Here is a 24950-nt window from a genome sequence, read left to right on the forward strand (position 1 = left end):
GTTGACTATGATTGAAATCATAGGGATTTTGGTTCTTGGCTATTTGCTGGGAGCGATTCCGTTCGCCTTGCTCGTCGGAAAGTGGGGACACGGAATCGACATCCGTGAGCATGGCAGCGGGAATCTCGGAACGACGAATACGTTTCGAGTCTTGGGGAAAAAGGCAGGTATCATCGTCCTGATCGGTGATCTTGGAAAAGGAGCCGTCGCGAGTCTTATTCCGATTTTAATGGGCGCGGATGTGCATCCGCTCTTTGCTGGACTGGCAGCGGTCGTCGGACACATCTATCCGATTTTTGCGAAGTTCAAAGGAGGCAAGGCAGTCGCTACGTCCGGAGGTATGTTGCTCGTAACGAGCCCGGTCCTGTTCGTCTTTCTGCTCGTATCCTTTTTGACGACACTGCGTCTGAGCCGAATGGTGTCGCTCAGTTCGATCGTGGCAGCAAGCGTCGGAATCGTCGTTTCCATTACGATCGGTGTCTTGACGAACGACTGGATCGTACCGACATTCTTTACGGTTCTTGCCCTGTTCGTCATTTTCAAACACCGCGATAATATCCAGCGGATTCGCCAAGGAACAGAGTCCAAGATTCCACTCTTTGCAAAGAAACCGTCAGAATGAATCACGTAGACGCTACTGTGTCCTCTAACAGGATGTCAGGAGCGTCTTTCATTTGCCTAAAAAGTCGGATAACGGACGAATTCAACGACATTTCATAGGAACTACACGTTTATTTACATCGGATTTACAAGACCTTTACAGACGTTCGCTACACTAGAAATAGGACTTGTCTGTAAAGGGGGAAGCGCACGTGTCGTTGTTAGGAGAAGAGCGGAAATCACGCATCATGGAATGGCTAGAAGAAGAAGGGAAAGTCATGACGAAGGATTTGATCGAACGTCTCGACGTCTCGGGAGAAACGGTACGACGCTACTTAGAGGAACTCGAACGCGAACGTCAGTTGAAACGCGTCTATGGGGGAGCCATTTATCAGGGTGGAAAGCGGGAAACACCGATTTCGCGGCGGACCGATCAGTTATCCCGGCGGCTTGCCCGTTACGCTAAAGGCTGGCTCAGCGAATATTCCTGTATTTTTCTCGGTCGGGGGGAGCCGGTAGAACACCTCTTGCCTTATTTGACAGGAAACGCGACGATCGTGACGAATTCATTGACGGTTGCCAGTCATTTGGAGCAGTGCCGTAAGACGGGACCGTTCACGGGTGAGATCCGTCTGCTTGGCGGAACAGTCGATGCATACGGTCAAACGGTCGGTGTGGAAGTGTTACAGGCGCTAGATGCCTATGCCTTTGATGCCTGTTTCCTATCGTTTGACGGAGCCGAAATCGAACGGGGCTTCGTCAGCGATGACATTGAATCGTCTCTGATTCAAAAAGCGGTCATCAGCTGTACGAAAGACGTCTATGCTTTCTTGGCAAACGATGAATTCCAAGGGAACCGTAAGTATAAGGTGGCAGAGTTCCGGCGTGCGAAAATCGTTCTGAGTCCTGCTTCCTATCCGCCATCTTGGGAGATGAAACTGTTCAACGAACGCGTGAACTGGATGGTCGTCTCGTGATACACTGATGCGGGAGGGATGTACATGTTAGAAATCATCGCATCGACCGTAGAAGAAGCGGTCGCAGCAGAACAAGCCGGAGCGGACCGGATCGAGCTCGTTTCCGCCTTATCCGAAGGAGGAGTAACGCCGAGCTATGGTCTAATCCGTCAAGTCGTCTCAACGGTCGAGATTCCGGTCCACGTTCTCGTAAGACCACACAGCAAATCATTCGTCTATTCGTCTGCGGACGAGGAGACAATCATCACGGACATCGACTTGATCCGGGAACTTGGGGCAGCGGGAATCGTCGTCGGTGCTCTGACAGAGGACGGTCGTGTCGACGAAGGATTCCTCGGTCAGATCATCAAGCACAAAGGAGAATTGTCATTGACATTCCACCGGGCCATCGATAGTAGCCGAGACATCTTCGAGGCGGCAGAAGTGCTTGCTGATTTCCCAGAAGTCGATCGGATCTTGACGTCAGGTGGTCAAGCGACGGCGCTTGAAGGGAAAGAGACGATTGCCCGATTGATTGAGGAATATCCGGACCTGATCATCTTGCCGGGATCCGGTATCACGCTTGAGAATGCAGAGGCACTTCTTCAAGCAACGAAAGCATCCGAGTTACATGTCGGATCCGCCGTCCTAAAAGGCGGTGTCATCCAAAAAGACCGTGTCGAGAGGTTGACACGCCTTCTCGGATAAGCAGTAGATCGATGCATCCATCTTTCTTGTCTAGTGAGACGAAAAAGATGGATTTTTCGTATGTTCGTGACGGTTTTGCGACGATTCATGAGAAGGCGACGAAAAGCGGAGCGGGATAACTAGGTTTTTCAAGAGGACTACGCTAAAATCAGAGGTGGAACTAGTGGAGATGAAGGAGTATGACATGATACCAAAACAATTGAAACAAGCCGCCCTTGGAACATTAAAAGGACGCTGGTTGGTCGGATTGAGCATCTCGATCATCTACTTTCTCATTTTTGCGCTCGCTGCGAGTCGGATGTCCTTCGATCAAGATGATATCGACAGCATGGTCCGCTTCATCGGTCTGAACATGGTCGTGACGATCGTCCTTGCTCCGGTGACGGTAGGACGAACGATCGCTTACTTACGCTTCACGCGCGGGGAGTCTGCGGGAATCGGAACGTTATTTGAAGGATTTTCTTCGTTTCGCCGTGCCTTCCGGACGATTGCGGCCTATGCAATCGTGACGGTATTGGTCTATGTCGGATCATTCCTGATTTTACCGGCACTGTACTTTTACCTGGCCTACCGGCTCGTACCGTACATTCTGGTCGACCGACCGGAGTTATCGTTTTGGCAAGTGCTCGGTGAAAGCCGTCGGATGATGAAGGGGCATAAGCGTGAATTGATCATGCTGTACCTGAGTTTCATCGGTTGGGGCATTCTTGCCTTGCTCAGTACAGTCGGGGTCATTTTCTTGACGCCGTATTTCGATACGACGATGGGACACTTCTATGAACGCTTAAAACCAACACGTCAATCCTCCGTCGAGGGATGAATGAAAAAGCCTGTACATTACGTCAGTAGACGTAGCGTACAGGCTTTTGCTTATTCCACCGAAGCGCGTGAGCGTTCGGCAAGTAACAGATACAGCGCTTGGGTCCCGGAATCGGCATGTCCCATCTCAGCAAGCTGTTCGTATAAATCCTTCGTAAGCGCGAGACCGGGCGTCGCGATGCCCATCTCGGCTCCCCGTTCGAGCGCAAGACGCATATCCTTGATGAAATGTTTGACGAAGAAACCAGGTGAGTAGTTTTCAACGATGACACGTGGAATCAAATTCTCAAGACTCCAGCTACCGGCAGATCCGGACTTGATCGTCTCGATGAACTGCGTCGGATCGATCCCGGACCGCGTGACGAATAACAGCATTTCCGCCGTTCCGATCATCGAGCCGGCGATTGCGATCTGGTTCGCGAGCTTTGCCGATTGCCCTTTCCCTGGACCACCGAAGAGTGAAATCGATTTGCCCATCGCTTCAAACAGAGGTTTGACTTGCGTAAAGGCGGCGTCCTCACCACCGACGAGAATCGCGAGTGTTCCGTTCTTCGCACCAAGGTCACCACCTGTAACCGGTGCGTCAAGTACTTGAAGACCTCGTGCTGCCGCTTCCTTCGCGATCTGCTCAGCGAGCGCTGGACTGGATGTCGTCATATCAATCAGAATCGTTCCCGGTGCTGCATGATCGAGAATCCCGTCTTCGAAGTAGATCTGCTCGACATCCTGAGGATAACCGACGATCGAGATGACGACGTCGACGTCCGTGACGACATCTTGGATCGTATCAACGATTTCGACACCATCCGCTTCAAGGACGAGTCCTTTTGCTTTCGTGCGGTTGTAGCCTTTGACCGCAAAGCCTGCCTTGCGGAGATTGCGGACCATTCCCTGTCCCATGACACCTAGTCCGATAAAACCGACTGTCTTCATACGTGATTCCCCCTTGCACGTTCCGTGCCGATGAATTGTTGCGTTACGAGCCTATTATACAATGGATTGTTTGCGACAAGGGCATCATGTGTCCCGATACCAGAAATCCGACCCTGTTCCAGGACGATGATTTGATCGGCATGGCGGACCGTCGCGAGACGATGGGCGATGACGAACGTCGTCCGACCGACCATCAATCGCTCGAGTGCTTCCTGGACGACACGTTCCGACTCGGAGTCAAGACTGGAGGTTGCTTCGTCAAGCAGTAGGATTTCCGGATCACGTAAGAGCGCACGGGCGATCGCAATCCGTTGCCGTTGACCACCGGACAGTTTGACACCGCGTTCCCCGATTTCCGTCGCATACCCTTCCGGGAAACCTTCAATGAACGTATCAGCATTCGCCATTTTTGCAGCTTCCCGAATGCGTTCCTCGCTCACGTCATCCATAAGACCGTAGGTGAGATTATCACGGATCGTACCGGATAAGACCGGAGAGTCCTGAGCGACATAACCGATTGCCTGGCGCCAGGATGAGAGCGTTAAATCGGCGATCGCGTGTTCTCCAAGCCGGATGGTTCCGGAAGTTGGCTGATAGAACCGCTCAAGTAACGCAAATAACGTCGTTTTGCCGGAACCGCTCGGTCCGACGATGGCTGTCGTCTTACCGCGGGGTAACGTAAAGCTGACATCCTGTAAAATCGGTGTCTCATTATAGCCGAACGTTAACTGCTCAACGGTGACGTCGGTGAACGGACGGGAGGCATCAACATGCCCGGGTGTTTCCGGTGTCTCATCCAACAGTTCGATGATCCGTTCCGTCGCTCCGCGTGCCTTTTGTAACTTCGTGATGAACTCCGTCATCGTCACGAGTGGCGTCATGATTTGGAACAAATAGAGCGAGAAGGCGACGAGTTCGCCAGCGGTGATCTGGTTCGTCGCGACCCGGTAGGCACCGAAGCCGATGATTAAGATCAACATCGTCGTCAAGGTGACATTAAATAGAGGCAACAAGAGGGCCTGGATCCGACCTTCCTTGACACCGTATCCGTACAGGTTCTCGATCCGAGTCTTCCCACGCCCGAGCTCGTGCTCTTCTGTCGCTTGTGACTTGACAAGGCGGACTTCACCGAGCATCTCGGCAAAAAAACCAGATAATCCAGCAAGTTCCTTTTGGGTCTCGCGGGAGATCTTGTGCAGTTTGCGGACGAGCGGAATGATGATCAAGAGTGTTACCGGAACGGCGGTGACCATGACAAGCGTCATCTGCCAATCGAGGAAAAACAGGATCGTGATCGCCCCGACGATTGAGACGAGGGACGTCAGCAGACGGACGAGTTGTTCCGACAGCAACTGTTGAAGTGTTGTTGCGTCACTATTAAGCCGTGAGACGAGTTCACCGGATTTCGTCTCATCGTAGAATGGAATGGACAACGTCAGCAGGTGCTTCCAAAGAAGCGTCCGTAAATTGGCGACGATCCGCTGACCGACGATCTGCAGCCAATAAATCGACAACGCGTTCGCGACGACTTGAACGATGAAGACGAATACGAACAGGCTGATTAATTGAGGGGTCAGCTGATCGACCGTGAATCCATCAATCAATGATTTTAAAAACCAGGGAATCGCCAAGGCAGCGAGTGCCTGGATGACAGAGACGGAGACAGCAGCGGTCAGCAAACCGAGCGGGGGTTTCGTTTTTTTTAATAACAGGTAAAAAGACTGGAACGTCGCAGCGTTCATTTCAACACTTCCTCTCTTTACCATTGTCCGAAAGAACAAGAAAGCGGTCAAATGGGAAGCGCGACTTGACAGAATTTCTTTCCGTTTGTGACACTAAACGGGGGTACGATAAGGGAGGAATCATAATGTCAATTTTCGTAGATGCGGACGGATGTCCTGTCGTCGATCTCGTCATTCGACACCGACAGGGACATGACGTCTTTTTAGTATGTGATACGGCACACCAAATGATGCGGGAAGGGGCGACGACTATCACGGTCGGTCAAGGACCGGACGCCGTCGACTATGCGATCGTCAACCAGATGACACGCGGGGATCTCGTCGTGACGCAAGACTACGGTCTAGCAGCGCTCGTCTTAGCGCGGGGAGGGCTTGCAATCGATCAAAATGGTCGTCAGTTCACGAATGATAATATCGATTTATTGCTTCACACACGGCATGTCGGACAACAAATCCGGCGAGCCGGGGGGCGGACGAAAGGACCGAAAAAACGCACGCGTGACGCAGACCGAGCGTTCGAAGATGCTTTTCGTGCACTAGTGCAAACCAGCATGTGAGTAAGACCGTACTGGAACTGTTGATACGGTACTGACCGTGCTATAATTTGAAACAGGAATGCATTCAGAAAGGAGACAACACGTTGAAACGAATTTTACGCGATCATTCGGATCGTCCTTACCGATTGCGCCAAGGAACGGTTCCGACATCAACTGAAGCATCTCTTACGTCACTCGATCAACGTGAGATCAATCGGTTACAACAGAATTTACGAGAAGTCGAAATGAAATTGAAGCAACGGAATGAAATCATGGAAGCGTTGGCGACACAGAGTGTCGAAGCAGCCTGTGAGACTGTCTTGATGATTCTGTTGCAATTGCTCGATGTAGAGGAAGGAGCGATTCTCTTATATCGGCGGGAACAGTTGAATCACCTTGTCGCACAAGGACTTGACGAGATGGAGTTGATTGAAAAGGATCTCGATCAATATTCCGTCCTGCGTCGCGCGTTCGTCATGCGTAAATCGGTTCAATTGCCGACTGGCGATCAATTCGAGTCGGCGATTCCCGTTCAGTCTCCTAGTAACGGACAAGTCGTCGGATTGCTATACATCCGTCATGCTTTTGCCCAGTTCAATCTAGAGCAGGTCGGTGACTTACTGGATCTCTCACGAAAACTCGGGATGACACTAGAGCGGCATCTCCTGTTTCATCAGATGGAACATGAAAAAATCAAAACCTATCAACTCCTCGATTCGATTCGGGAAGCGGTCCTCTATATCGAGAGCAGTGGAGAACAAATCTATGCCAACCAGGCGTTGCTGAACATGTTTCCGCCAAAACTCGTCAATCAGGCGCAAGGATTCCGCCATGCGTATGAGCGGGCGACGTCACTGTTCGAACATGTCGATCAGCCAGAAGCGCTGCACGATTACATCGGTCAATTGATGAACGGGGATATTCCAGGCGAAACGATTGAGCTCTCGGCCTTTCGCGGGAATTTACTGCTGAGTGCCTATGCTGAACGGATTGCGATTGCAAACGTCGAGTGGGGCATGATGCTCGTCTTACGTGACGTGACGAAAGATAAGGAACTCGACTTAAAACAAGCGGAGTTCGTTTCAATCGTCTCACACGAGTTGCGGACCCCGCTCTCTTCCATCATGGGCTTTACGGAGTTGTTGATGAAGCGTGAACTCGAACCGAAGCGTCAGCAACGGTATTTACAGACGATTCACTCGGAGACGGTCCGTCTCGCGGAGCTGATCAACGATATCCTAGAAATTCAAAAAGGCGAGGATTCAACGCACGGTACACAAAAAGAATCGCTTGATGTAAAACAGTTGATGTTTGAGATGAAACCCTTATTTGATCTCGCGAGCCGGGCGCACCGGGTCAGTGTCGCATTCGAACCGGGTACTTATACGATTACAGCAAGTGAGGAAAAAATGAAGCAACTCTTGACGAACTTGATCATGAATGCGATTAAATACTCGCCTGAAGGTGGAGCAATCCGAATCAAAGGATCAAACCAGTCGGATCAATTACGGATCGAAATTTCAGATGAAGGAATCGGAATTCCAGAAAAAGCACTACCGTATATTTTTGATAAGTTCTATCGCGCGGATAATTCGGACACGCGCAAAATCGGAGGAACGGGTTTAGGGCTTGCGATTTGTCGGATGATCGTTCTCGATCACGGCGGAACGATTTCCGTTCAGTCGACCGAAGGAGAGGGCAGTACCTTCATCATTCAGCTGCCGTTTGATCTATGACCAAAATCGTACAAGGAAGGGAGGAAGACGCGGTGAACAATTCGCATATCCGGTATGAAGCACTTCATCCGCTCGTCGAGGAGGTTCTCGAGAAGTTAAGTGAGCGGATCGGCGTCAACACGTTATTTTTTGCATTGAATGATTCCTACAGTAATTTCGTCGTCAAAGCAATCAATCACGAGCGGCAACTAATTGAAGAAGGTTCGACCCATGTCTTCCAACAGGTCCTCTGTAAACTGGTCGTCGATGAAACGGATGGGAAGGTGTCGATTAATGAACTGCTCCATGACCCGCTGACGGTCAATCATCCCGTAACGATAGCACTCGGGAACGGGAGTTTCCTCGGCGTTGCCATTCGAAATGCCGAGAACGAAAAAATCGGAACACTCTGTGCGTTTGATGACCGACCGTTTGACTTCAAGGAACAGGATGTGGCCCTGGTCGAACGCTACGCGGATATCATCAGTAAGTCGATCAATGTCGAAACGTATGTCATTAAAGATGCTTTGACCGATGTCTATAATGAGCGCTATATGAACCGTCTGATTTCAAGCGTGACGATTCATCCGGCATTTTTGATGGTCTTGAATCTCGACCGGTTTCACACCATTAATGCGACGCACGGCTACCGGGTTGGAAATGAGGTCCTTCGGAAAATCGCAGAACGTCTGAAATATCTGCCGTTACCGAATCATGTCGTCGGACGGATGGACGGGAATGAGTTCGTCATTTTAGCAGAACTGGAACAGGAACAAGACTTTGAACAGGATGCTAAAACGTTTGCCGATTTGATCATGGGAGCGATTGAAAAACCGATTGTTGGTATTACCGATCAACCGATTCAGGTGACGGCTTCCTCTGGTGTCAGTCTATTGACGGGAGACATGACGAATCGTCAGACACAGATTTATGCAGCCGAAGCCTTGATGCAACAAGTCAAACATGAAGGAAAACGGCGGACGTCGTTCGTCAATCCAGACCGGAGTGTGGAACAACATCCGTTCGCGTCGGTTCTTGAAGTCGAGTTATCCCATGCGATGGAACGAGGACAGTTCGAACTGTATTACCAATGGATCGTCGATGCCAAACAAGAACATTTTGTTGCGGTTGAAGCATTGTTGCGCTGGAATCACCCGGTGCTTGGGTTCGTCAGTCCGTCGGATTTCATTCCGATTGCCGAAAAAATGAAAATCTTCCCTGACATCGGGCGATTCACGATTTGTCAGGCCATCCAGGATCAACGACGCCTAGAAGCGGCATTTGGCCGAAAGATATCTGTTGCTGTCAACCTGTCAGCGAACCAGTTTGAATCGGAGAAGTTGTTTTCTGAATTGATTCGACTTTCGGAAGAATCCTATTTTCCGAAAGAACGACTGATTCTTGAGATTCGTGAGGAAGTATTACAAACGCGTCGTCGCTTTGCGATCAATCGACTGGAGCAATTACGACATGCAGGCTATCGGCTGACCGTTGACCACTTCGGTAGTCATTATGCTTCGTTGAATTCACTCTTACGTCTGCCGGTTCAAGCAGTCAAACTAGATCCAATCTTCACCCGTCGTCTTGTCCAGAATCAACTGGAGCAGTCGATGATTCGCTCCGTGCACTCCCTGACATCCGTGCTGAACATCGCCCTTGTCATCCAGGAAGTCGAGACAGCATCTCAGCTTCAACAGATTCAATTGTTGAACGAGCAGCTTTATGTGCAGGGGTATGAGGTACACCATCCACAACCGATCGAGCAGCTACTCATCGAGGACGTTGTCCGAGGTCGATCTGAGGTTTAACGTGGCTTCAGGCGGGAATACTTTAAAATGTGGAACAAGTACATTTTAAGGGGGATGCCCAATGGCTGATCAACACGAAAAAGAAACGGATCCGATTACTTCGGGAAACCGGATGACGAAGGATGAGATTGCCGGACGTGATCCGCAAGATCATACGGACGTACCAGAAGCATCAAAAGATAAAAAAGACTCGAAGCAGCAAGAGCAAGAAACAAAAAATGCAGAACAACCAGATGAAGGCACTTCAAGTGAAGAAACGCCAGATTTATCGCATGCTTCAGATGAAGATGGCGATGTCGAGCCATCTGATGACGAGAATCAGCAAGAAAACGAATAACCGATAAACAAGCAATCCAGGTTTTGCGAAAAATGCAGAACCTGGATTGCTTTTTTGATGCAGTGTTTCAACAGTCTACTCGCCACCGCCGCCATCCCCTCCACCATCGAATCCGCCGTCGATTCCGCCATCCGTCGCATGGGAGGTATCCGTCAAATCAACGGGAAAAAGAAGGAAGGGGATGCCAGTACCATCTGGGGGTAGAATGGAAGACGGGAAGAGTTGTTGCAGAATCGTCTGTTGACTCAAGTAAAGCCGGATCGCCGTCAAATAGATTAAATCTTTTCGATATTTAAAATGTAAGTCTTGCCGTAAGTCATCTGCCATCTGTTCGAGGGAGGAGGCGTGTTCACTCGGGTTCCCGAGTAACGCGAGCATCCCATGAAACGAGAGCGTTACGTGATGCTTCCGATGTAATTTTCGTGACGTCTCCAATTGTACGATGTAGCGGTCCCAATCGTTTTCTGGTAATAAAGCGAACAATAAGGCGACGATATATGTCTGTTGGGCGCGACCGAAGCGTCGTTTTAATCGTTGGTAAACCGTTTCGATCTGCGTAGCTAATTCGTCTATCTCACCGCGCGTCGCAGCATGAAAGTAGATAAAAGAGGTCAGTAAAGGGGTCACGATGAAACGATGCTGTTTTTTGAGACGTGTATACAGTTGAATCGTGCGATCAAGTACCGCGTCCTGCGGAGAAAGGCGGCTGATGAACAGGGCAGTGGAGTAGGCATTCAAGGGATGCGATAAACGGTGCGATTTAAAATAGCCGTGAATCGACATCATTTCAGCTATGCGGCTCGGTGCATGGGCGTCAAAGGCATGAATCTTCGAAGCAAGAAGTAATGCTTGAGTAGTTTGCGTGCGCAGTCGTGTCGTTAAATCGTCTGCCGTATCAAGTAACACACTTGTTGAGACCTGCTCTGTTCCAATCGTCCGGTCGAATGCCAGTTCGATGAGAATACCATCCTGATACGTTCTGAGTTCTGGACCGATGTCATTTAAATGTCGCAAGAAAGCCGTTGCCATCCCCATGACCGTTCCTCCTCTGCCTTTTCTTTTAGTGTACCACGCAGTGAAACCGTTCTCTTATTTTTTCAGTTGAGTGTCGATCAACTGTTCTGCCGCTCTTCGGTACAAGTTACTCATATGAGCCATAGCGAGAATCTGCTCTAACGGGTCAGTCGTCGACGCAGTCAAAGCCTCTTGTTCCGTTATGAAGCGGGCTGTATTTTGTTCTGTTAGCTCGAGGTAATTCCGGTAAAAGTCAGCGAGATTGAGTCGGTTCTGTTCGATTCCTTCGTTTAAGGGTGTAAGAATCGTCTTGATATCATTGATTGAAAACGAACTCTTTAGCTGATAAATCAGGCTGATCAGAATCAAATGCTCTTTCGTATACTTTTTATTCGTCACCGGAAAGAATAATTTCTTTTTGGCGTAATTGTTGATCATCGTCTTCGTCAAGATCGTCTCGTCCGCATTCCGCGTCGTTTCCTCGAATGTCCGTTCGAACAGTTGGATGACTTGGTCCATGTAAAGATCGATGTTCGGGATATCTTCAAGCTGTAATTGACGATCGGATCGCGTGTCGTCAGAACGTGTCATAAAAAAACCTCCAAAATCATTAAAATAGGACTTTCTACTTCTCCATCATATGATAGAATATGTATATAACGCCATGTAGTATTCGAAACTACATATCAGGGGAGGAACAAAAGTGAAAGCTTATATGAGAGAACCGATCAATGGATTAACGCATTTGGGAGGGGCAGTCTTTGCTTTTGTCGGGTTACTCGCACTCGTCATTAAAGCATCATTAGAACGTGGAGCATCACTCGCAATCGTTGCAGCGATAATTTTTGGGGTCAGTATGATGGCACTTTATGCCGTTTCGGCCACGTATCATATGGTCCTTGCCAGTGACCGGGCAATTGCCATCTGGCGCCGGCTGGATCACTCGATGATTTATCTATTAATTGCCGGATCGTATGCACCGTTTTGTCTCGTCAGTCTGAACGGTCCGACCGGTTGGGTCTTGTTCAGCATCGTCATGTTGATTGCCGTTTCCGGAATCACGTTCAAATTGGTTTGGTTCAACAGTCCGCGTTGGTTATCGACGACGCTCTATATCGGAATGGGCTGGATCATGGTATTTGCGATCACGCCACTCGCGCAAGTTCTCTCACCGCTTGGTATCGGTTTATTGTTCCTCGGTGGTATCTTTTACACGATCGGCGGCATCATCTATGGACTGAAGCCGCGTGTCCTATCGTTTAAGCATCTCGGATTCCATGAGATTTTCCATATCTTCGTCCTTCTCGGAAGTCTGGCTCACTTCCTGTGTGTTTATTTTTTCGTGTTGTGATGATGATTTCCTCCTTTGGTCAATGACTGAGGGAGGTTTTTTTATGACCGATGGAAAAAACAGGAGAAATGAAGCGTTCTCACGAATGAAAGAACGAATAGATTACGCATAGGAGGAAAAGCATGAAACAGACACGATGGCAATTAGAAAAACTCTACACGATTAACGATGTCAAAGCAGGAATTACTACGATACAAGCGGCATTGACGAACCGTCCCGTTACTGTGACAGAACAGGTCGAACGTTATCAGCAAGTCGCACGAGACGTCGAGGAATGGAGCGACTTCATTTATTGCCTGTACGCTGAAGATGTCACGCGCTCAGAAGTCCATTCATTGCTCGAAGAGATTGAACTCGTCCAAGCGATGGTGCGCAGTGAGGCGGCAGCACTCGATACAAAGCTCGCAACAGTAGCGGAAGAAGACTGGGAAACGTTTGTTGCCGGTTCACCCTACGCGTTCTTCTTGAACGAGCGCCGTGACATCCAGTCCCGACGCGCACCATTAGTTCAGGAACAATTGTTGCAGGGTCTCGGTGTGGACGGATTCCAGGGCTGGGGACAGCTTTACAATCAGCGCTTCATGGCATTACGGGTCGACTTGAACGGAAAGCAGGTCACAATCGGTCAGGCGCTACATGAAGCGACGTTCGCACCTGACCGTTCGGCTCGTTTAGCGGCAGCAGCAGCGGTTGACGCTGCGTGTGCAAAAGAAGCTGACCTGTTTGCGACGATTCTGAACCGGATTGCCGGCTTTAGACTACAATCGTATGAGATGCGGAACTGGGAGCAACCGTTGACCGAGTTGCTTGAGCAGAACCGGATTTCGGAAGCGAGCCTACAAGCGATGATGGACGCACTCGATCAACACCGCGACCTCTTTCACGCCTATTACGCCCGTAAGATTGCTCAGGCAAAGCGGTCAACGGGCGAATGGCATGATTTTGAGACGAGTACATACCGCTCCGTACGGCGTGTTCCGTTTGAATCGGCACAGACAATCGTCACGACACAATTCAAACAGTTGCATCCGCAGCTCGGCGCCTTCGCGGAAAACGTGTTTAGTAAGGGATGGGTCGATGCAGAGAATCGCCCCGGAAAAGCGGAAGGTGGATTCTGTGCCGCCTTTCCGATTGCCAAGGAGAGCCGGATCTTCATGACGTACCGCGACAGTTATCCGGACGTCGCGACGCTCGCCCACGAATTCGGTCATGCCTATCATAATTATTTACTGCAAGACGAACCATATTTAAATCAAGTCAAAGGAACGAGCATCGCGGAAACGGCTTCGACGTTCATGGAGAACCTCGTCCTCGATGCTGCAATCAAAGAGACGACGGAACGCGAAGAAGTGCTTGCTCTTCTAGAGGTCAAGATTCGGGAAGGACTGAAATATGCCAGCATCGTTCCCGGGATGTTCCGGTTCGAGCAACGGTTTTATGCGGAACGTCAGCAAGGGACGGTCAGTGCCGACCGGTTAAGTGAACTCCTGCAAGACGAAGAACGGTTAGCCTACGGTCCGGTGTTGCCTGAACCGGCGCGCTATAAGTGGATGTACATCAGTCACTTGTTCAACCCGAATCTTGCGTTCTACAACATTCCCTACACGATTGGTTATCTGCTCAGCAATAGTTTGTACAGGACGATTCAAGCGGATCCAAGTCAATTTTCGACAGTCTTTGAAGCCGTCATGCATGATTCCGGTCAAGCGACGATCGATGAGATTGTTACACGTCATCTCGACGCCGATCCGACCTCCGTTGCGTTTTGGCTTGAAGCCCAGCAACCGCTCGTCCAGGCGATTGAGCAGTATCTCGCACTGACGGAATCATCCGTCTCCGTCGATTGAAGACGAATCGAAACGGGAACAGAAGTGTAGGGAGGGATGCGGATGTATGAACAGGAGAAACAAGTAGTTGCTGAAGCAGCACTGGCTTATGTAAAAGATGGGATGATAGTGGGTCTTGGGACGGGTTCGACGACGGAACGGTTCATCGAGGCGCTCGGTCCACTCGTCCAGGCGGGTCTACAGATTCAAGGCGTCGCGACATCGCTTGCGACGGTGAAGCTCGCTGAACGTCTTCAGATTCCGTTGATCGACCTGGAAGAGGGAATGGAAATCGATGTGACGATCGACGGGATCGACCAAATCGACGGTCAGTTCCAAACAATCAAAGGCGGGGGCGGTGCGCTATTTCGTGAGAAAATCGTTGCCTTGATGAGTCGCGAGTTGCTCTATCTGACCGATTCGTCGAAGTTCGTCCATCATTTAAGCGGACCGTTACCGGTTGAACTGGATGCGTTTGCCTTACCGTATGTGCGCGAGCGGTTGCGTGATAAACATGTCTCAGCAACACTACGCGTCAGAGACGATCGTCCCTTTGTCACGGATGGAGGGCACGTGATTTTGGATGTTGATTTATCAGCAGTCTCAGACGTCCGGTTGTTCGCAAAAGAAGTCAAGAGCTGGTCGGGTGTGCTTGAGACCGGTTACTTCGAGCGACAGCCCGATCATGTCCTGACGGTCGAAGAGGGAAAGGTCAAACGCATCGCGCATCCACGACTGCGTGACGGTGGTGGGTTGGTTTAAGGGAAGAAAGAAGGAAACCGTATGGGCTTGAAAAAACGGTATTTATTCGGAGCAGGTGTTATTGCCGGTGCAAGTCTACTGTTGTTCAGGAAGCGGGAACAGGGCACACAGACCGATACGCTACGTGATTATTTAGCGCATCTTGATCAGGATCCGAGTCCAGATGCAACGAAGGATCCGGATGAGGTCGGATTGACGAAACTGGATTCGATCTATCGAGCCGAGTGGCAAGCGAACGGTTTTCCGCGTTCGCGGACGGAACTGGAAGAGCTTGAAAAATAACCGAAATCAGCTACGAATTGCTTAAACGGCTTGAGTCCGAGGAGTGAACGGACTTCAGCCGTTTAGTTTTAGTGTATGAAATATCGATTACTGTCAAATATGTAATTGAAGTATTGGACAGAAGTGAACTGATTCGAAGCGACCAGCGATCAGGAATGAATACTGTAGAAAATAATCCGTGAAGCATTAAGAATGAACAGCAGGAGGCACATGTATGTATTGGTGGTTAAGAAGAATGAGACGGTTGTGGTTGAAGTTTGGTTGGATCGTGATCATCGCTGGTTTTATTGTTGTCGTTGGTTCATTTGTTTTAATCATGAATGGCAATCCGATCAAAGAAAAAGAAATCGGAAAACGTTTGGAGGTAGATTTAGAGAGAGAATACAAAACGAAATTTGACCTAGAGTCTACCCGATACGATGCGACTAGAAGTGAGTACGGAGCAATCTTTCATACGGACGAACCGGATAAGAAGGATCATGTATCGTTCTATGCCACGTATCATAATGATGAGTTGTACGATACATATCGAGAAGAAATTTGGTCACGCGATATTCGTAAGGCGCTCACGAACGAAGCAAAAGAAGTGTATGGAAACAACTTTATTCGGATTGAGGTGAACTCTCCACCAGAATTATCCTTAGACGATGTAAAACTGAACAATGTAATGCGATATACAGAATTGAGCGAAGCATCGATGCAGCATGTTGAAATCATGGTGAACGTACATAAGGAAGCGAAACATACGGTGGAAAAAGACTTGGCAAAATTAGTGACGAAGATGAAAGACGGATCGATGAAGGCTGGAAAGGTGATCGTGATGGGAGCAGATGACGAGAGGGCTATAGCATTTCGTTCATGGGTATGGATTGACGTAACGAATCTTCCAAAAGATTTTAAGATGTCTGAGTTCAATAAATTACTGGAATGGGATAAGACTTTTACAAGTATTAAATAAGAGTATGGAAATATACTTCGGTATAAAAAAGCTCCTATGAAAGAAGATTTTCTTCTTTCATAGGAGCTTTTTAAAAGAATCACGGGCAGATTTTAATATGTAAGCGATCCTGCGATGATCAAACCAATCGAAATCGACAAGAAGAGCAGCAGCAAACCGACTGCTTCGTTGTTCGCATCAATCTCTTTCGTCATGCTTAACCGTGGGATTAGTAAATCCGCGAGATAGAACAAGACGATTTGTAAAACGATTGCAAGTGCACCCCATAACACCATATCGAGAATGCTGACAGAGTTCGAGATACTCGAATAGAGGACGATGGCGAGACCGAGAATACGTCCACCGAAGGCATAGACGGCCGCTTTCTTCCCGTTACGGATGAGTTCGAGCTCCTTTGATTTCGTCGTCACTTCGAACAGGACGACACCGATCGCAAGGAGTACGGTCGCGACACCGATATACGAGAGCGTCGAAAGGAATAGATCACTGAATGTCATGCTGGTACCTCCATCATGATTTTTTATTTTTCTTGCGTTGTTCGTATGCAACATATAATTCGAGCAGTGCTCCGACAAGAATGCCTGCTGATACATACAAATAGAAGTTGTCACCAATGAATCCGAACACGAGACCTAAAAGGAGGCCGATCAGGATATAGGGACCTTTTGCTAACTTCATGCCATTCACCTACCTCTACTTTAAAGGTAGCGGATTTCAGGAGTGGCGTCCATCGTTATTCTTGAAAGCTGACGGCCGATTCCGCATTGAGCGAAAACAAAACGACTTGATTGCGTCCCTGTTGTTTCGCTTGATACAGCGCAGCATCGGCATCGGGCATGAGTTGGTCGATTTGAGAGGTTGTCTCATCATACGCGGCTATACCAAATGATGCCGTGAGCGATAAATCCGTCATTGCCAAATGAAACGGAGTGGATGCAATCCGCTCGCGTAATTGTTCCGCAAGCGGCAGGACTTCAGCAAGAGCCATCCCTTCAAACAGGATGGAAAACTCCTCACCGCCGTTACGCGATAGATACCCGCTTTCTGCGACGCCGTCACGCAGTCGGTTGGCGAACTGTCGCAGTACTTCGTCGCCTGATTCATGTCCATATGTATCGTTGACGTGCTTGAAATGATCGATATCGATCGTCACCAATACAATGGACTGTTTGTTCAGGATCAACCGTTGTTTCAGATCCGTAAAGTAGTCGTTAAATGCACGTGAGTTGTTTAGTCCCGTCAAAAAGTCAAGTTGTGCTTTTTGATGGAGCATCCGTAACGACTGTTTCGTCAAACGGATATCACGGATGATCAGCAAGGCGAGCCAACTACTGACGAAGGAAGCTGGAATGACGATTGTCATCACTTCAAACAAGAGAATCTGTTTCGGTAAGACAATCGACAAAACAAGGGCATGTAAAGCGGTCGCATAGATCGTGACGAGCGTGAACGTCCGTTTGGCATAGGGCGGCATTTCACGCACGATCAGAGTCGTTCCGAGGGCTACGGCAACGATGAAACCGAAGGCTACAAAGGCAGCCAGGTTCGTTCCGAGACTGAAGCGGTAGATGATGATCGCAACCGTTACGATCATCGTCGGAATCGCACCGCCAAAATAGGCGGCGACAATGACCGGAATGTGACGTAAATCGACCATGACGCCGGGAGCTGCTTCAATCGTCATCTGCATCAGGAGAAGCGAGATGACGCTTAAGGCAAGACCATACAGCACGCGGGTCGACCGTGGAGATTCCCGGGTAATCGGGAGGGGAGACAATTTTCCAAGCAGATAAAATCCGGCCATTAAGAATGTGACGTTATGCAGGACGTCAAAAAGGATGCTTTTCATCAATCGTCCATCCCTTCAATAAAAGTACGATACTAGTTAGATACGCCAAAAAAGATGTATTTCCTGTTCCATCAAAACATAATCTAAAACGAACAATTGTGTCTATAATGTGAACTTATGATTTCTATAAGCTGTACTTATAGAAAAACGGAATTTGATTGACCTCCTGCATACAGCATTGTTAAATGAGGAAGAAGCGAAATGAAAGCGCTTACTACATTTGAAGGAGATCTTACTCATGGAACTTGTCATCATTCTTCTTGCCTTATCCTTATTGATGTTCGTTGCCTATCGTGGTTTTTCGGTCATCCTATTTGCACCAATCTGTGCCTTGTTCGCCGTCTTACTGACGAACCCGGACTGGGTATTGCCCTTCTTCTCGAACATCTTCATGGAAAAGATGGTCGGCTTCATCAAGGCGTACTTCCCGGTCTTCCTCCTCGGAGCGATTTTCGGAAAAGTCGTTGAGATGTCCGGTATCGCGGAGTCGATCGCAAAGACGATCATTCGGATGATTGGTGCAAAACGTGCCATCCTTGCCATCGTCTTGCTCGGCGCCATTCTTACATATAGCGGCGTCAGCCTGTTCGTCGTCGTGTTCGCGGTCTATCCGTTCGCTGCGAACTTGTTCCGCGAAGCAAACATCCCGAAACGCCTCATCCCGGGAACGATCGCCCTTGGTGCGTTCACGTTCACGATGGACGCCTTACCAGGAACACCACAGATTCAAAACGTCATCCCGACGACGTTCTTCAAAACGGATATCTACGCTGCCCCGATCATGGGTTCAGTCGGTGGATTGTTCATCCTAGTCGTCGGCATGTGGTATCTCGAGTCACGCAAGAAAAAAGCCCATCAAGCAGGTGAAGGATACGCTGGATTTGAAGCGACGGCGGCCAGTGCCGCACCGCAGATGGAATTGAAGAACGAACCGGAAATGACGCTCGAAACGGACCGTCAACCAGTCTATCGTCAAGTCCTTGCTTTCGTTCCACTCGTCCTCGTTGCTGTCATGAACAAAATCTTCACCCTGTCGATTCCAAAATGGTATCCGGAAGGATTCGACTTTTCAGCAATCGGTTTAGAAGCATTCGGAAAGATTGAGACACCAGCCGTTCTTGCGATCTGGTCCGTCCAAATGGCATTGTTGATCGGAATTCTTTCCGCGATGCTGTATGACTTCCCGAAAATCAAGACGAACTTCCAGGCCGGTCTGAACATCAGTATCGGTGGCGCACTCTTAGCGGTCATGAATACGGGTGCTGAGTATGGATTCGGTGGCGTCATCGCGGCACTTCCTGGATTCAAGTCCGTCTCAAGTGGGATCTCGGAGACATTTACGAATCCGCTCGTCAACGGAGCGGTTACGACAACGACGCTTGCCGGTGTCACTGGTTCCGCATCCGGCGGGATGGGGATCGCGTTAAGTGCGATGTCGGACAAGTATACACAGGCGATCACGTCAGGCGGCGTACCACCGGAAGTCATGCACCGCGTCATCTCGATGGCGTCCGGCGGGATGGATACGTTACCGCATAACGGTGCTGTCATCACGTTGCTAGCGGTCACGGGACTGACACACCGTCAGTCGTATAAGGATATCTTCATGATTACAGTCCTTAAGACAGTGACGGTCTTCCTGATGATTGGATTGTATAGCTTAACTGGATTGTATTAAGAAGTTAGAAGGGGGCATCATCAGATGAAACAGGGGAAAGTATATGCATCATTCGCGGAAGCGACAGCCGACATCTTTGACGGGGCGACGCTAGTCGTAGGGGGCTTCGGACTCTGCGGAATCCCGGAAAAATCAATTACCGCGTTGCAAGAGAAGGGCGTCAAGGATTTGACGGTCGTCAGTAATAACTGTGGCGTCGATGATTTTGGACTCGGTCTCCTCTTGCAGACGCGACAAATCAAAAAGATGATTTCATCGTATGTCGGGGAAAACAAGACGTTCGAACAACAGTATCTCAGTGGCGAGATTGAAGTCGATCTCGTTCCACAAGGTACGCTTGCGGAACGAATCCGTGCCGGTGGTGCTGGCATTCCCGGATTCTATACACCAACAGGCGTCGGCACACCGATTGCCGAAGGAAAGGAACAAAAGGAGTTCGACGGGAAAACCTATCTGCTCGAAGAAGGAATCGTCGGCGATTTTGCGATCGTCAAAGCCTGGAAGGCAGATCGTCTCGGGAATCTCGTCTTCCGCAAGACATCGCGTAACTTTAATCCGATTGTCGCGACAGCGGGAAAAGTCACGATCGTTGAAGTCGAAGAACTGGTCGAAGTCGGTGAACTCGATCCGAACGAGATTCATACACCTGCTGTCTACGTCCAGCGCATCGTCGTCGGGACGGATTATGAAAAACGCATCGAACGCCGGACTGTCCGGGAAGCTTGAGGAGGAGATCTATATGAGAACGACACGAGAGATCATCATAGAACGAGCGGTTCAGGAAATCGAAGACGGCATGTACGTCAACCTCGGAATCGGGATTCCGACATTGATCGCCAATGCGATTCCGGATGATAGGCATGTCATGTTGCAATCTGAAAATGGTCTGCTCGGGATTGGACCGTATCCGCTCGATCATGAGGTCGATGCGGACGAGATCAATGCCGGCAAAGAGACGGTCACGGCACAAACCGGAGCTTCTTATTTCGATAGTGCCGAGTCGTTCGCGATGATTCGCGGCGGGCATATTGATCTCGCAATCCTTGGCGGGATGGAAGTCGATCAGAACGGTGACCTCGCGAACTGGATGATTCCAGGCAAGATGGTCAAAGGCATGGGCGGGGCGATGGATCTCGTCAATGGAGCGAAACGCGTCATCATCATCATGGAGCATGTCAACAAACACGGCGAATCAAAAGTCAAACAGGCGTGTACTTTGCCGTTGACAGGACGCGCCGTCGTCAACCGTCTGATCACGGACCGGGCCGTCTTTGATTTTACACCGGACGGGATGGTCTTGATCGAGACGCTGAACGGTCAAACGGTCGAGGACGTCAAACAAGTCACGGAAGCTCGGTTCACGGTCAGTCCGGAACTCGAGCGCGTGACGGCAGGGGAGTGAAACTGATGGTACAAGGAGATATCGTACTCGTTACAGGTGCAGGGAGTGGAATTGGACTAGAAATCTCGAAGGCGTTCGCAGCAGCTGGCGCAAAAGTCGTCGTAACAGACGTCCGCGCAGAAGCAGCAGAGGAAGCAGCGGCAGCGATTCGTTCGGCCGGTCATGAAGCAGTCGGCATGACGCTCAACGTCACCGATGAAGCACAGGTCGAAGCGGTCTTGAAGCAGACGGTCGAACAGTTCGGTCGACTCGACGTCTTGATCAATAACGCGGGTCTTCAACACGTCTCACCAATTGAAGAGTTTCCGACAGAGAAGTTCGAATTGATGATCAAGATCATGCTGACGGCACCGTTCATCGCGATCAAGCATGCCTTTCCGATCATGAAGGAACAAGGCTACGGACGGATTCTTAACATGGCATCGATCAACGGCTTGATCGGCTTTGCCGGTAAAGCAGCGTATAACTCAGCAAAACATGGATTGCTCGGTCTAACGAAAGTCGCAGCCCTTGAAGGAGCGGAGCACGGGATCACCGTCAATGCGATTTGTCCGGGTTATGTCGATACACCACTCGTTCGGAATCAAATGGAAGACTTAGCGAAAACGCGACACGTTGAGCTTGAGAAGGTACTTGAGGAAGTCATCTATCCGCTCGTTCCGCAAAAGCGGCTCCTTGCTGTCGAAGAAATCGCAGATTACGCGTTGTTCCTTGCGAGCCGCAAAGCAAAAGGCATTACCGGACAAGCGAACGTCCTTGATGGTGGATATACGATTCAATAAGGAGATGGAGCAGATGAGTGAAGCAGTCGTCATCGTCAGTGCGACGCGCACGGCGATCGGGAATTTCAATGGAAGTTTGAAGGACGTCAAAGCAACGGAACTCGGAGCGACGGTCATCCGCGCGGCTCTCGAGAAAGCTGGCGTCGCAGGGAGTCACGTCGATGAAGTCTTTTTCGGCAACGTCCTCTCAGCAGGACTTGGTCAAAATCCAGCACGGCAGGCGGCACTGGCTGCCGGATTACCGGAGACGTGCCCCGCGATGACCGTCAATAAGGTCTGCGGATCGGGTCTCTCTGCTGTCCATCTCGCGTATCAGGCAATCAAGTCAGGCGAAGCCGATGTCATCGTTGCCGGTGGGATGGAGAACATGAGTCAGGCACCTTACGTCCTCGCGGGCGCACGGTCTGGACTGAAGATGGGTGACCAACCGCTCGTCGATACGATCATCCAGGACGGGCTCGAATGTGCGTTTAATGACTACCATATGGGCGTTACGGCAGAGAATTTAGCGGATGCGTATGAACTCTCCCGCGAAGCGCAGGATCAGTTCGCGGCGACGAGTCAGCAAAAAGCGCAGACGGCACTCGCGGAAGAACGGTTCGTCTCGGAAATCACACCAGTATTGATTCCGCAACGAAAAGGCGATCCGATTCGTTTTGATCAGGATGAGTTTCCGCGCGCGGGAACGTCTGTCGAAACACTCAGTCGTTTGCGCCCGGCATTCAAAAAGGACGGAACGGTCACAGCAGGTAATGCGTCAGGCATCAACGACGGTGCTGCGGCACTCGTCATCATGTCAGAGGCGAAGGCAAAAGAACTCGGCGTGACACCACTCGTTGAGATTGTTGCGAATGGAACGTCCGGTGTTGATCCGAGCATCATGGGAATCGGTCCAGTTCAAGCGGTTCAGAAGGCGCTCGGTAAAGCGAGACTCTCGCTTGACGACATCGATGTCATTGAAGCGAATGAAGCGTTCGCAGCGCAATCCCTCGCGGTTGATGCGGAGCTTCAGTTCCCGCATGAGAAACTCAACCGGAACGGCGGAGCAATTGCTCTCGGTCATCCAATCGGTGCAAGTGGTGCACGGATTCTCGTTACGTTGATTCATGAGCTCGAGCGGACGGGTGAGACGCATGGGCTTGCGACGTTATGCGTCGGTGGTGGACAAGGGGTTGCGACGATTATTAAAGCATATGAAACTAGATAAAAAATCGAAAAGCATCAGACGTGGAAAAAATTAATTTCTGCGTTTGATGCTTTTGCTATTTCTCATTAAGTCAGATGAACTTATGAATCCGATTTCATGCTTCGACGCACAGACGTAGCAAATTATGTAGAAACGAGCTATATCAAACTTTCAACACAATTTTCAGAATATTCTCCGGATAAACTCCTAGCACGAGGTCTCAAACGTATGGTATTCTTTCGAACGAAGTACTTCATCCGCTTAGGGAGCGGACGGAGTCGGAAATCATCAGTGGGGGTTTATTATGTCTAAAACTGTTCCAACATCATTCATCATCGTCATCGGCATGATGCTTTTTGCCCTGTTCTTCGGGGCAGGCAATCTCATCTTTCCGCCGATGCTCGGACAGCTCGCAGGGGAGCATGTCTGGGTCGCCAATGCCGGGTTCCTCGTCACCGGTGTCGGTCTACCATTGCTCGCGATTCTCGCTTTCGCGTACTCAGGGGAACGCGATCTACAAGCAATGGCGTCACGTGTCCATCCGGCGTTCGGAGTCGGCTTCGCTGTCATCCTATATCTGGCAATCGGTCCATTCTTCGCGATTCCACGCGCTGGAACGGTCTCGTACGAAATCGGCATCAAGCCATTCTTCAGTGAGTCGACGAGCCACTGGCCACTGCTCATCTTCACGGTCTTGTTCTACACGGTCGCTTGTCTTTTATCGTTGAACCCGACGAAGATCGTCGATGTCGTCGGTAAGATTCTGACGCCGATTAAGATTACATTCATCGGGTTGTTGATTGTCGTCGCCGTCCTTCATCCGATTGGAAGTTTTCAGAATCCTTTGAAGACATATCAGTCGAATGCCTTCTTTAATGGTTTCCAGGAAGGATACATGACACTTGATGCGCTTGGTGCCTTCGTCTTCGGCATCATCATCATCGCAGCGATCAAGGAGAAAGGTGTCACATCAAAGCGACAGTTGTTGCTGATTTGTACGAAAGCGTCATTGATCGCAGCAGCTTTACTTGCGATCACGTATACGGCGCTTGCCTTCATGGGCGCGTCAAGTGTCTCGGAAATCGGTCAACTGGCGAACGGGGCCGAAATCTTGTCTGCTGTCTCGGATCATTACTTTGGTGAATACGGGGCGATTTTGCTTGGTCTGATGATTACAGTCGCCTGTATGACGACAAGTGTCGGGTTGATCACGGCGTGTGCCTCGTTCTTCTCGGCCCTCGTGCCACAAATCTCATACGTCAAATGGACGATTGGTCTATCGATCTTCAGCGCACTCGTTGCGAACATCGGTCTGAACCAATTGCTCGCCGTCTCGAAACCGGTCTTGATGACGCTTTATCCACTGGCAATCTGTCTGATTTTCCTGACGTTCCTGCATCCGCTCTTTAAAGGAAAACCGGCCGTTTATCAAGGGGCGCTTTGGATGACATTCGTCGTCAGCTTGTTTGATGGATTAAAGACGGCAGGAATCAACGTCTCGGCCGTCACGAACGCGTTCGATGCCGTATTACCGTTTGCTTCCGTCAGTCTCGGATGGGTCGTTCCAGCTATCATTGGTGGAGTGATCGGAGCCATCGTCGGTAAGAAAACAGCGGAGACACAGTCGTCATCGCGGGTTGCTTAAGTATTACCGATTCAATCAAACGGATAACCGATCAGCAGATCGGCTATCCGTTTTTTTGTTC

26 protein-coding genes are annotated in these 24950 nt (G+C 49.8%); 19 read left to right on the forward strand and 7 right to left on the reverse strand.

Translation table 11 applies throughout. The features are described 5' to 3' along the window. Positions 1–7 precede the first annotated feature (7 nt). The 4 genes from plsY (at position 8) to ACRPK8_RS06090 (ending at position 3084) form a co-directional block, all read left to right on the forward strand. A complete protein-coding gene (plsY, locus tag ACRPK8_RS06075; protein WP_432237390.1) occupies positions 8–622 on the forward strand; it encodes a glycerol-3-phosphate 1-O-acyltransferase PlsY in 615 nt (204 codons plus the stop codon). Positions 623–812: 190 nt separating this feature from the next. Further along, complete coding sequence (locus ACRPK8_RS06080; protein ID WP_432237391.1) at positions 813–1577, forward strand: DeoR/GlpR family DNA-binding transcription regulator; 765 nt, start codon at positions 813–815, stop codon at positions 1575–1577. 24 nt (positions 1578–1601) lie between these two features. Next, positions 1602–2264: a copper homeostasis protein CutC gene (locus tag ACRPK8_RS06085; protein ID WP_432237392.1), complete on the forward strand. Its 663-nt coding sequence runs from the start codon at positions 1602–1604 to the stop codon at positions 2262–2264. Positions 2265–2448: 184 nt separating this feature from the next. Beyond that, positions 2449–3084, forward strand: coding sequence for a DUF975 family protein (locus ACRPK8_RS06090; RefSeq protein WP_432237393.1), 636 nt, complete (start codon positions 2449–2451; stop codon positions 3082–3084). Between the two features lie 50 nt (positions 3085–3134). On the opposite strand, the gene ACRPK8_RS06095 is transcribed toward ACRPK8_RS06090, so the two are convergent. Next, the gene (locus tag ACRPK8_RS06095) at positions 3135–4016 is read right to left on the reverse strand and encodes an NAD(P)-dependent oxidoreductase (protein ID WP_432237394.1); all 882 of its coding nucleotides are present in this window, start codon (positions 4014–4016) and stop codon (positions 3135–3137) included. Further along, positions 4013–5758, reverse strand: coding sequence for an ABC transporter ATP-binding protein (locus ACRPK8_RS06100; RefSeq protein WP_432237395.1), 1746 nt, complete (start codon positions 5756–5758; stop codon positions 4013–4015). The genes ACRPK8_RS06095 and ACRPK8_RS06100 overlap by 4 nt, the downstream gene beginning before the upstream one ends. Positions 5759–5883: 125 nt before the next feature. On the opposite strand from ACRPK8_RS06100, the gene ACRPK8_RS06105 reads away from it, so the two are divergent. The 4 genes from ACRPK8_RS06105 to ACRPK8_RS06120 all read left to right on the forward strand — a co-directional run bounded on the left by ACRPK8_RS06105 (position 5884) and on the right by ACRPK8_RS06120 (position 10154). After that, positions 5884–6315 carry a YaiI/YqxD family protein gene (locus ACRPK8_RS06105; protein WP_432237396.1) on the forward strand — a complete coding sequence of 144 codons (432 nt, stop codon included), beginning with the start codon at positions 5884–5886 and terminating at the stop codon, positions 6313–6315. An 83-nt stretch (positions 6316–6398) separates the two neighbouring features. After that, positions 6399–8030: a sensor histidine kinase gene (locus ACRPK8_RS06110; protein ID WP_432237397.1), complete on the forward strand. Its 1632-nt coding sequence runs from the start codon at positions 6399–6401 to the stop codon at positions 8028–8030. 32 nt (positions 8031–8062) lie between these two features. Next, a complete protein-coding gene (locus ACRPK8_RS06115; protein WP_432237398.1) occupies positions 8063–9817 on the forward strand; it encodes an EAL domain-containing protein in 1755 nt (584 codons plus the stop codon). A gap of 61 nt (positions 9818–9878) precedes the next feature. After that, positions 9879–10154 (forward strand): hypothetical protein, encoded by a 276-nt coding sequence (locus tag ACRPK8_RS06120; protein WP_432237399.1) that lies wholly within the window; start codon positions 9879–9881, stop codon positions 10152–10154. A 75-nt stretch (positions 10155–10229) separates the two neighbouring features. On the opposite strand, the gene ACRPK8_RS06125 is transcribed toward ACRPK8_RS06120, so the two are convergent. Then, positions 10230–11189, reverse strand: coding sequence for a DUF4003 family protein (locus ACRPK8_RS06125; protein ID WP_432237400.1), 960 nt, complete (start codon positions 11187–11189; stop codon positions 10230–10232). Positions 11190–11243: 54 nt separating this feature from the next. Continuing rightward, positions 11244–11759, reverse strand: coding sequence for a DUF1836 domain-containing protein (locus tag ACRPK8_RS06130; RefSeq protein WP_432237401.1), 516 nt, complete (start codon positions 11757–11759; stop codon positions 11244–11246). A gap of 112 nt (positions 11760–11871) precedes the next feature. Here ACRPK8_RS06130 and trhA point away from each other — a divergent pair, with 112 nt between their 5' ends. From trhA to ACRPK8_RS06155, 5 genes are all read left to right on the forward strand, one after another. After that, positions 11872–12519 (forward strand): PAQR family membrane homeostasis protein TrhA, encoded by a 648-nt coding sequence (trhA, locus tag ACRPK8_RS06135; RefSeq protein ID WP_053453003.1) that lies wholly within the window; start codon positions 11872–11874, stop codon positions 12517–12519. Positions 12520–12641: 122 nt separating this feature from the next. After that, complete coding sequence (locus ACRPK8_RS06140; RefSeq protein WP_432237402.1) at positions 12642–14366, forward strand: M3 family oligoendopeptidase; 1725 nt, start codon at positions 12642–12644, stop codon at positions 14364–14366. A 42-nt stretch (positions 14367–14408) separates the two neighbouring features. Next, on the forward strand, positions 14409–15107 hold the full coding sequence (rpiA, locus tag ACRPK8_RS06145) for a ribose-5-phosphate isomerase RpiA (protein WP_432237403.1): 699 nt from the start codon (positions 14409–14411) through the stop codon (positions 15105–15107). A gap of 21 nt (positions 15108–15128) precedes the next feature. Beyond that, positions 15129–15389, forward strand: a complete 261-nt coding sequence (locus ACRPK8_RS06150) for a hypothetical protein (protein WP_432237404.1) — start codon at positions 15129–15131, stop codon at positions 15387–15389. A gap of 214 nt (positions 15390–15603) precedes the next feature. Beyond that, a complete protein-coding gene (locus ACRPK8_RS06155) occupies positions 15604–16347 on the forward strand; it encodes a hypothetical protein (RefSeq protein ID WP_432237405.1) in 744 nt (247 codons plus the stop codon). A 92-nt stretch (positions 16348–16439) separates the two neighbouring features. Here ACRPK8_RS06155 and ACRPK8_RS06160 read toward each other — a convergent pair whose 3' ends face one another. Genes ACRPK8_RS06160 through ACRPK8_RS06170 form a run of 3 tightly spaced genes read right to left on the reverse strand, consistent with a single transcriptional unit; the run spans position 16440 to position 18196 of the window. After that, positions 16440–16844, reverse strand: coding sequence for a DUF350 domain-containing protein (locus ACRPK8_RS06160; protein ID WP_023467822.1), 405 nt, complete (start codon positions 16842–16844; stop codon positions 16440–16442). Positions 16845–16857: 13 nt separating this feature from the next. Beyond that, the gene (locus ACRPK8_RS06165; protein WP_214729564.1) at positions 16858–17025 is read right to left on the reverse strand and encodes a hypothetical protein; all 168 of its coding nucleotides are present in this window, start codon (positions 17023–17025) and stop codon (positions 16858–16860) included. A gap of 55 nt (positions 17026–17080) precedes the next feature. After that, positions 17081–18196: a GGDEF domain-containing protein gene (locus tag ACRPK8_RS06170; RefSeq protein ID WP_432237406.1), complete on the reverse strand. Its 1116-nt coding sequence runs from the start codon at positions 18194–18196 to the stop codon at positions 17081–17083. 238 nt (positions 18197–18434) lie between these two features. Between ACRPK8_RS06170 and ACRPK8_RS06175 the strand changes: the two genes are divergently transcribed. The 6 genes from ACRPK8_RS06175 to brnQ all read left to right on the forward strand — a co-directional run bounded on the left by ACRPK8_RS06175 (position 18435) and on the right by brnQ (position 24889). Continuing rightward, a complete protein-coding gene (locus ACRPK8_RS06175; RefSeq protein WP_432237407.1) occupies positions 18435–19874 on the forward strand; it encodes a GntP family permease in 1440 nt (479 codons plus the stop codon). A gap of 24 nt (positions 19875–19898) precedes the next feature. Beyond that, positions 19899–20600: a CoA transferase subunit A gene (locus tag ACRPK8_RS06180; protein ID WP_029341303.1), complete on the forward strand. Its 702-nt coding sequence runs from the start codon at positions 19899–19901 to the stop codon at positions 20598–20600. 13 nt (positions 20601–20613) lie between these two features. After that, entirely contained in the window at positions 20614–21276 is a 663-nt protein-coding gene (locus tag ACRPK8_RS06185) for a 3-oxoacid CoA-transferase subunit B (RefSeq protein WP_432237408.1), read from the forward strand. Positions 21277–21281: 5 nt separating this feature from the next. Continuing rightward, complete coding sequence (locus ACRPK8_RS06190; protein ID WP_432237409.1) at positions 21282–22058, forward strand: 3-hydroxybutyrate dehydrogenase; 777 nt, start codon at positions 21282–21284, stop codon at positions 22056–22058. Between the two features lie 13 nt (positions 22059–22071). Then, positions 22072–23265, forward strand: a complete 1194-nt coding sequence (locus ACRPK8_RS06195; RefSeq protein ID WP_432237546.1) for an acetyl-CoA C-acetyltransferase — start codon at positions 22072–22074, stop codon at positions 23263–23265. Between the two features lie 283 nt (positions 23266–23548). Continuing rightward, on the forward strand, positions 23549–24889 hold the full coding sequence (brnQ, locus tag ACRPK8_RS06200; protein WP_432237410.1) for a branched-chain amino acid transport system II carrier protein: 1341 nt from the start codon (positions 23549–23551) through the stop codon (positions 24887–24889). Positions 24890–24950 lie beyond the last annotated feature (61 nt).

The organism is Exiguobacterium sp. TDN 0502 (genome assembly GCF_050846835.1).
Lineage (GTDB): Bacteria > Bacillota > Bacilli > Exiguobacteriales > Exiguobacteriaceae > Exiguobacterium_A.

Coding starts and splice junctions, on each gene's coding strand:
- ACRPK8_RS06085 (WP_432237392.1), top strand. CDS start 1,602: ATGTTAGAAATCATCGCATCGACCGTAGAAGAAGCGGTCGCAGCAGAA.
- ACRPK8_RS06195 (WP_432237546.1), top strand. CDS start 22,072: ATGAGTGAAGCAGTCGTCATCGTCAGTGCGACGCGCACGGCGATCGGG.
- ACRPK8_RS06125 (WP_432237400.1), bottom strand. CDS start 11,189: ATGGGGATGGCAACGGCTTTCTTGCGACATTTAAATGACATCGGTCCA.
- ACRPK8_RS06185 (WP_432237408.1), top strand. CDS start 20,614: ATGAGAACGACACGAGAGATCATCATAGAACGAGCGGTTCAGGAAATC.
- ACRPK8_RS06100 (WP_432237395.1), bottom strand. CDS start 5,758: ATGAACGCTGCGACGTTCCAGTCTTTTTACCTGTTATTAAAAAAAACG.
- rpiA (WP_432237403.1), top strand. CDS start 14,409: ATGTATGAACAGGAGAAACAAGTAGTTGCTGAAGCAGCACTGGCTTAT.
- ACRPK8_RS06120 (WP_432237399.1), top strand. CDS start 9,879: ATGGCTGATCAACACGAAAAAGAAACGGATCCGATTACTTCGGGAAAC.
- ACRPK8_RS06105 (WP_432237396.1), top strand. CDS start 5,884: ATGTCAATTTTCGTAGATGCGGACGGATGTCCTGTCGTCGATCTCGTC.
- ACRPK8_RS06130 (WP_432237401.1), bottom strand. CDS start 11,759: ATGACACGTTCTGACGACACGCGATCCGATCGTCAATTACAGCTTGAA.
- ACRPK8_RS06095 (WP_432237394.1), bottom strand. CDS start 4,016: ATGAAGACAGTCGGTTTTATCGGACTAGGTGTCATGGGACAGGGAATG.
- brnQ (WP_432237410.1), top strand. CDS start 23,549: ATGTCTAAAACTGTTCCAACATCATTCATCATCGTCATCGGCATGATG.
- ACRPK8_RS06155 (WP_432237405.1), top strand. CDS start 15,604: ATGTATTGGTGGTTAAGAAGAATGAGACGGTTGTGGTTGAAGTTTGGT.
- ACRPK8_RS06190 (WP_432237409.1), top strand. CDS start 21,282: ATGGTACAAGGAGATATCGTACTCGTTACAGGTGCAGGGAGTGGAATT.
- ACRPK8_RS06170 (WP_432237406.1), bottom strand. CDS start 18,196: ATGAAAAGCATCCTTTTTGACGTCCTGCATAACGTCACATTCTTAATG.
- plsY (WP_432237390.1), top strand. CDS start 8: ATGATTGAAATCATAGGGATTTTGGTTCTTGGCTATTTGCTGGGAGCG.
- ACRPK8_RS06175 (WP_432237407.1), top strand. CDS start 18,435: ATGGAACTTGTCATCATTCTTCTTGCCTTATCCTTATTGATGTTCGTT.
- ACRPK8_RS06165 (WP_214729564.1), bottom strand. CDS start 17,025: ATGAAGTTAGCAAAAGGTCCCTATATCCTGATCGGCCTCCTTTTAGGT.
- ACRPK8_RS06160 (WP_023467822.1), bottom strand. CDS start 16,844: ATGACATTCAGTGATCTATTCCTTTCGACGCTCTCGTATATCGGTGTC.
- ACRPK8_RS06090 (WP_432237393.1), top strand. CDS start 2,449: ATGATACCAAAACAATTGAAACAAGCCGCCCTTGGAACATTAAAAGGA.
- ACRPK8_RS06180 (WP_029341303.1), top strand. CDS start 19,899: ATGAAACAGGGGAAAGTATATGCATCATTCGCGGAAGCGACAGCCGAC.
- ACRPK8_RS06150 (WP_432237404.1), top strand. CDS start 15,129: ATGGGCTTGAAAAAACGGTATTTATTCGGAGCAGGTGTTATTGCCGGT.
- ACRPK8_RS06140 (WP_432237402.1), top strand. CDS start 12,642: ATGAAACAGACACGATGGCAATTAGAAAAACTCTACACGATTAACGAT.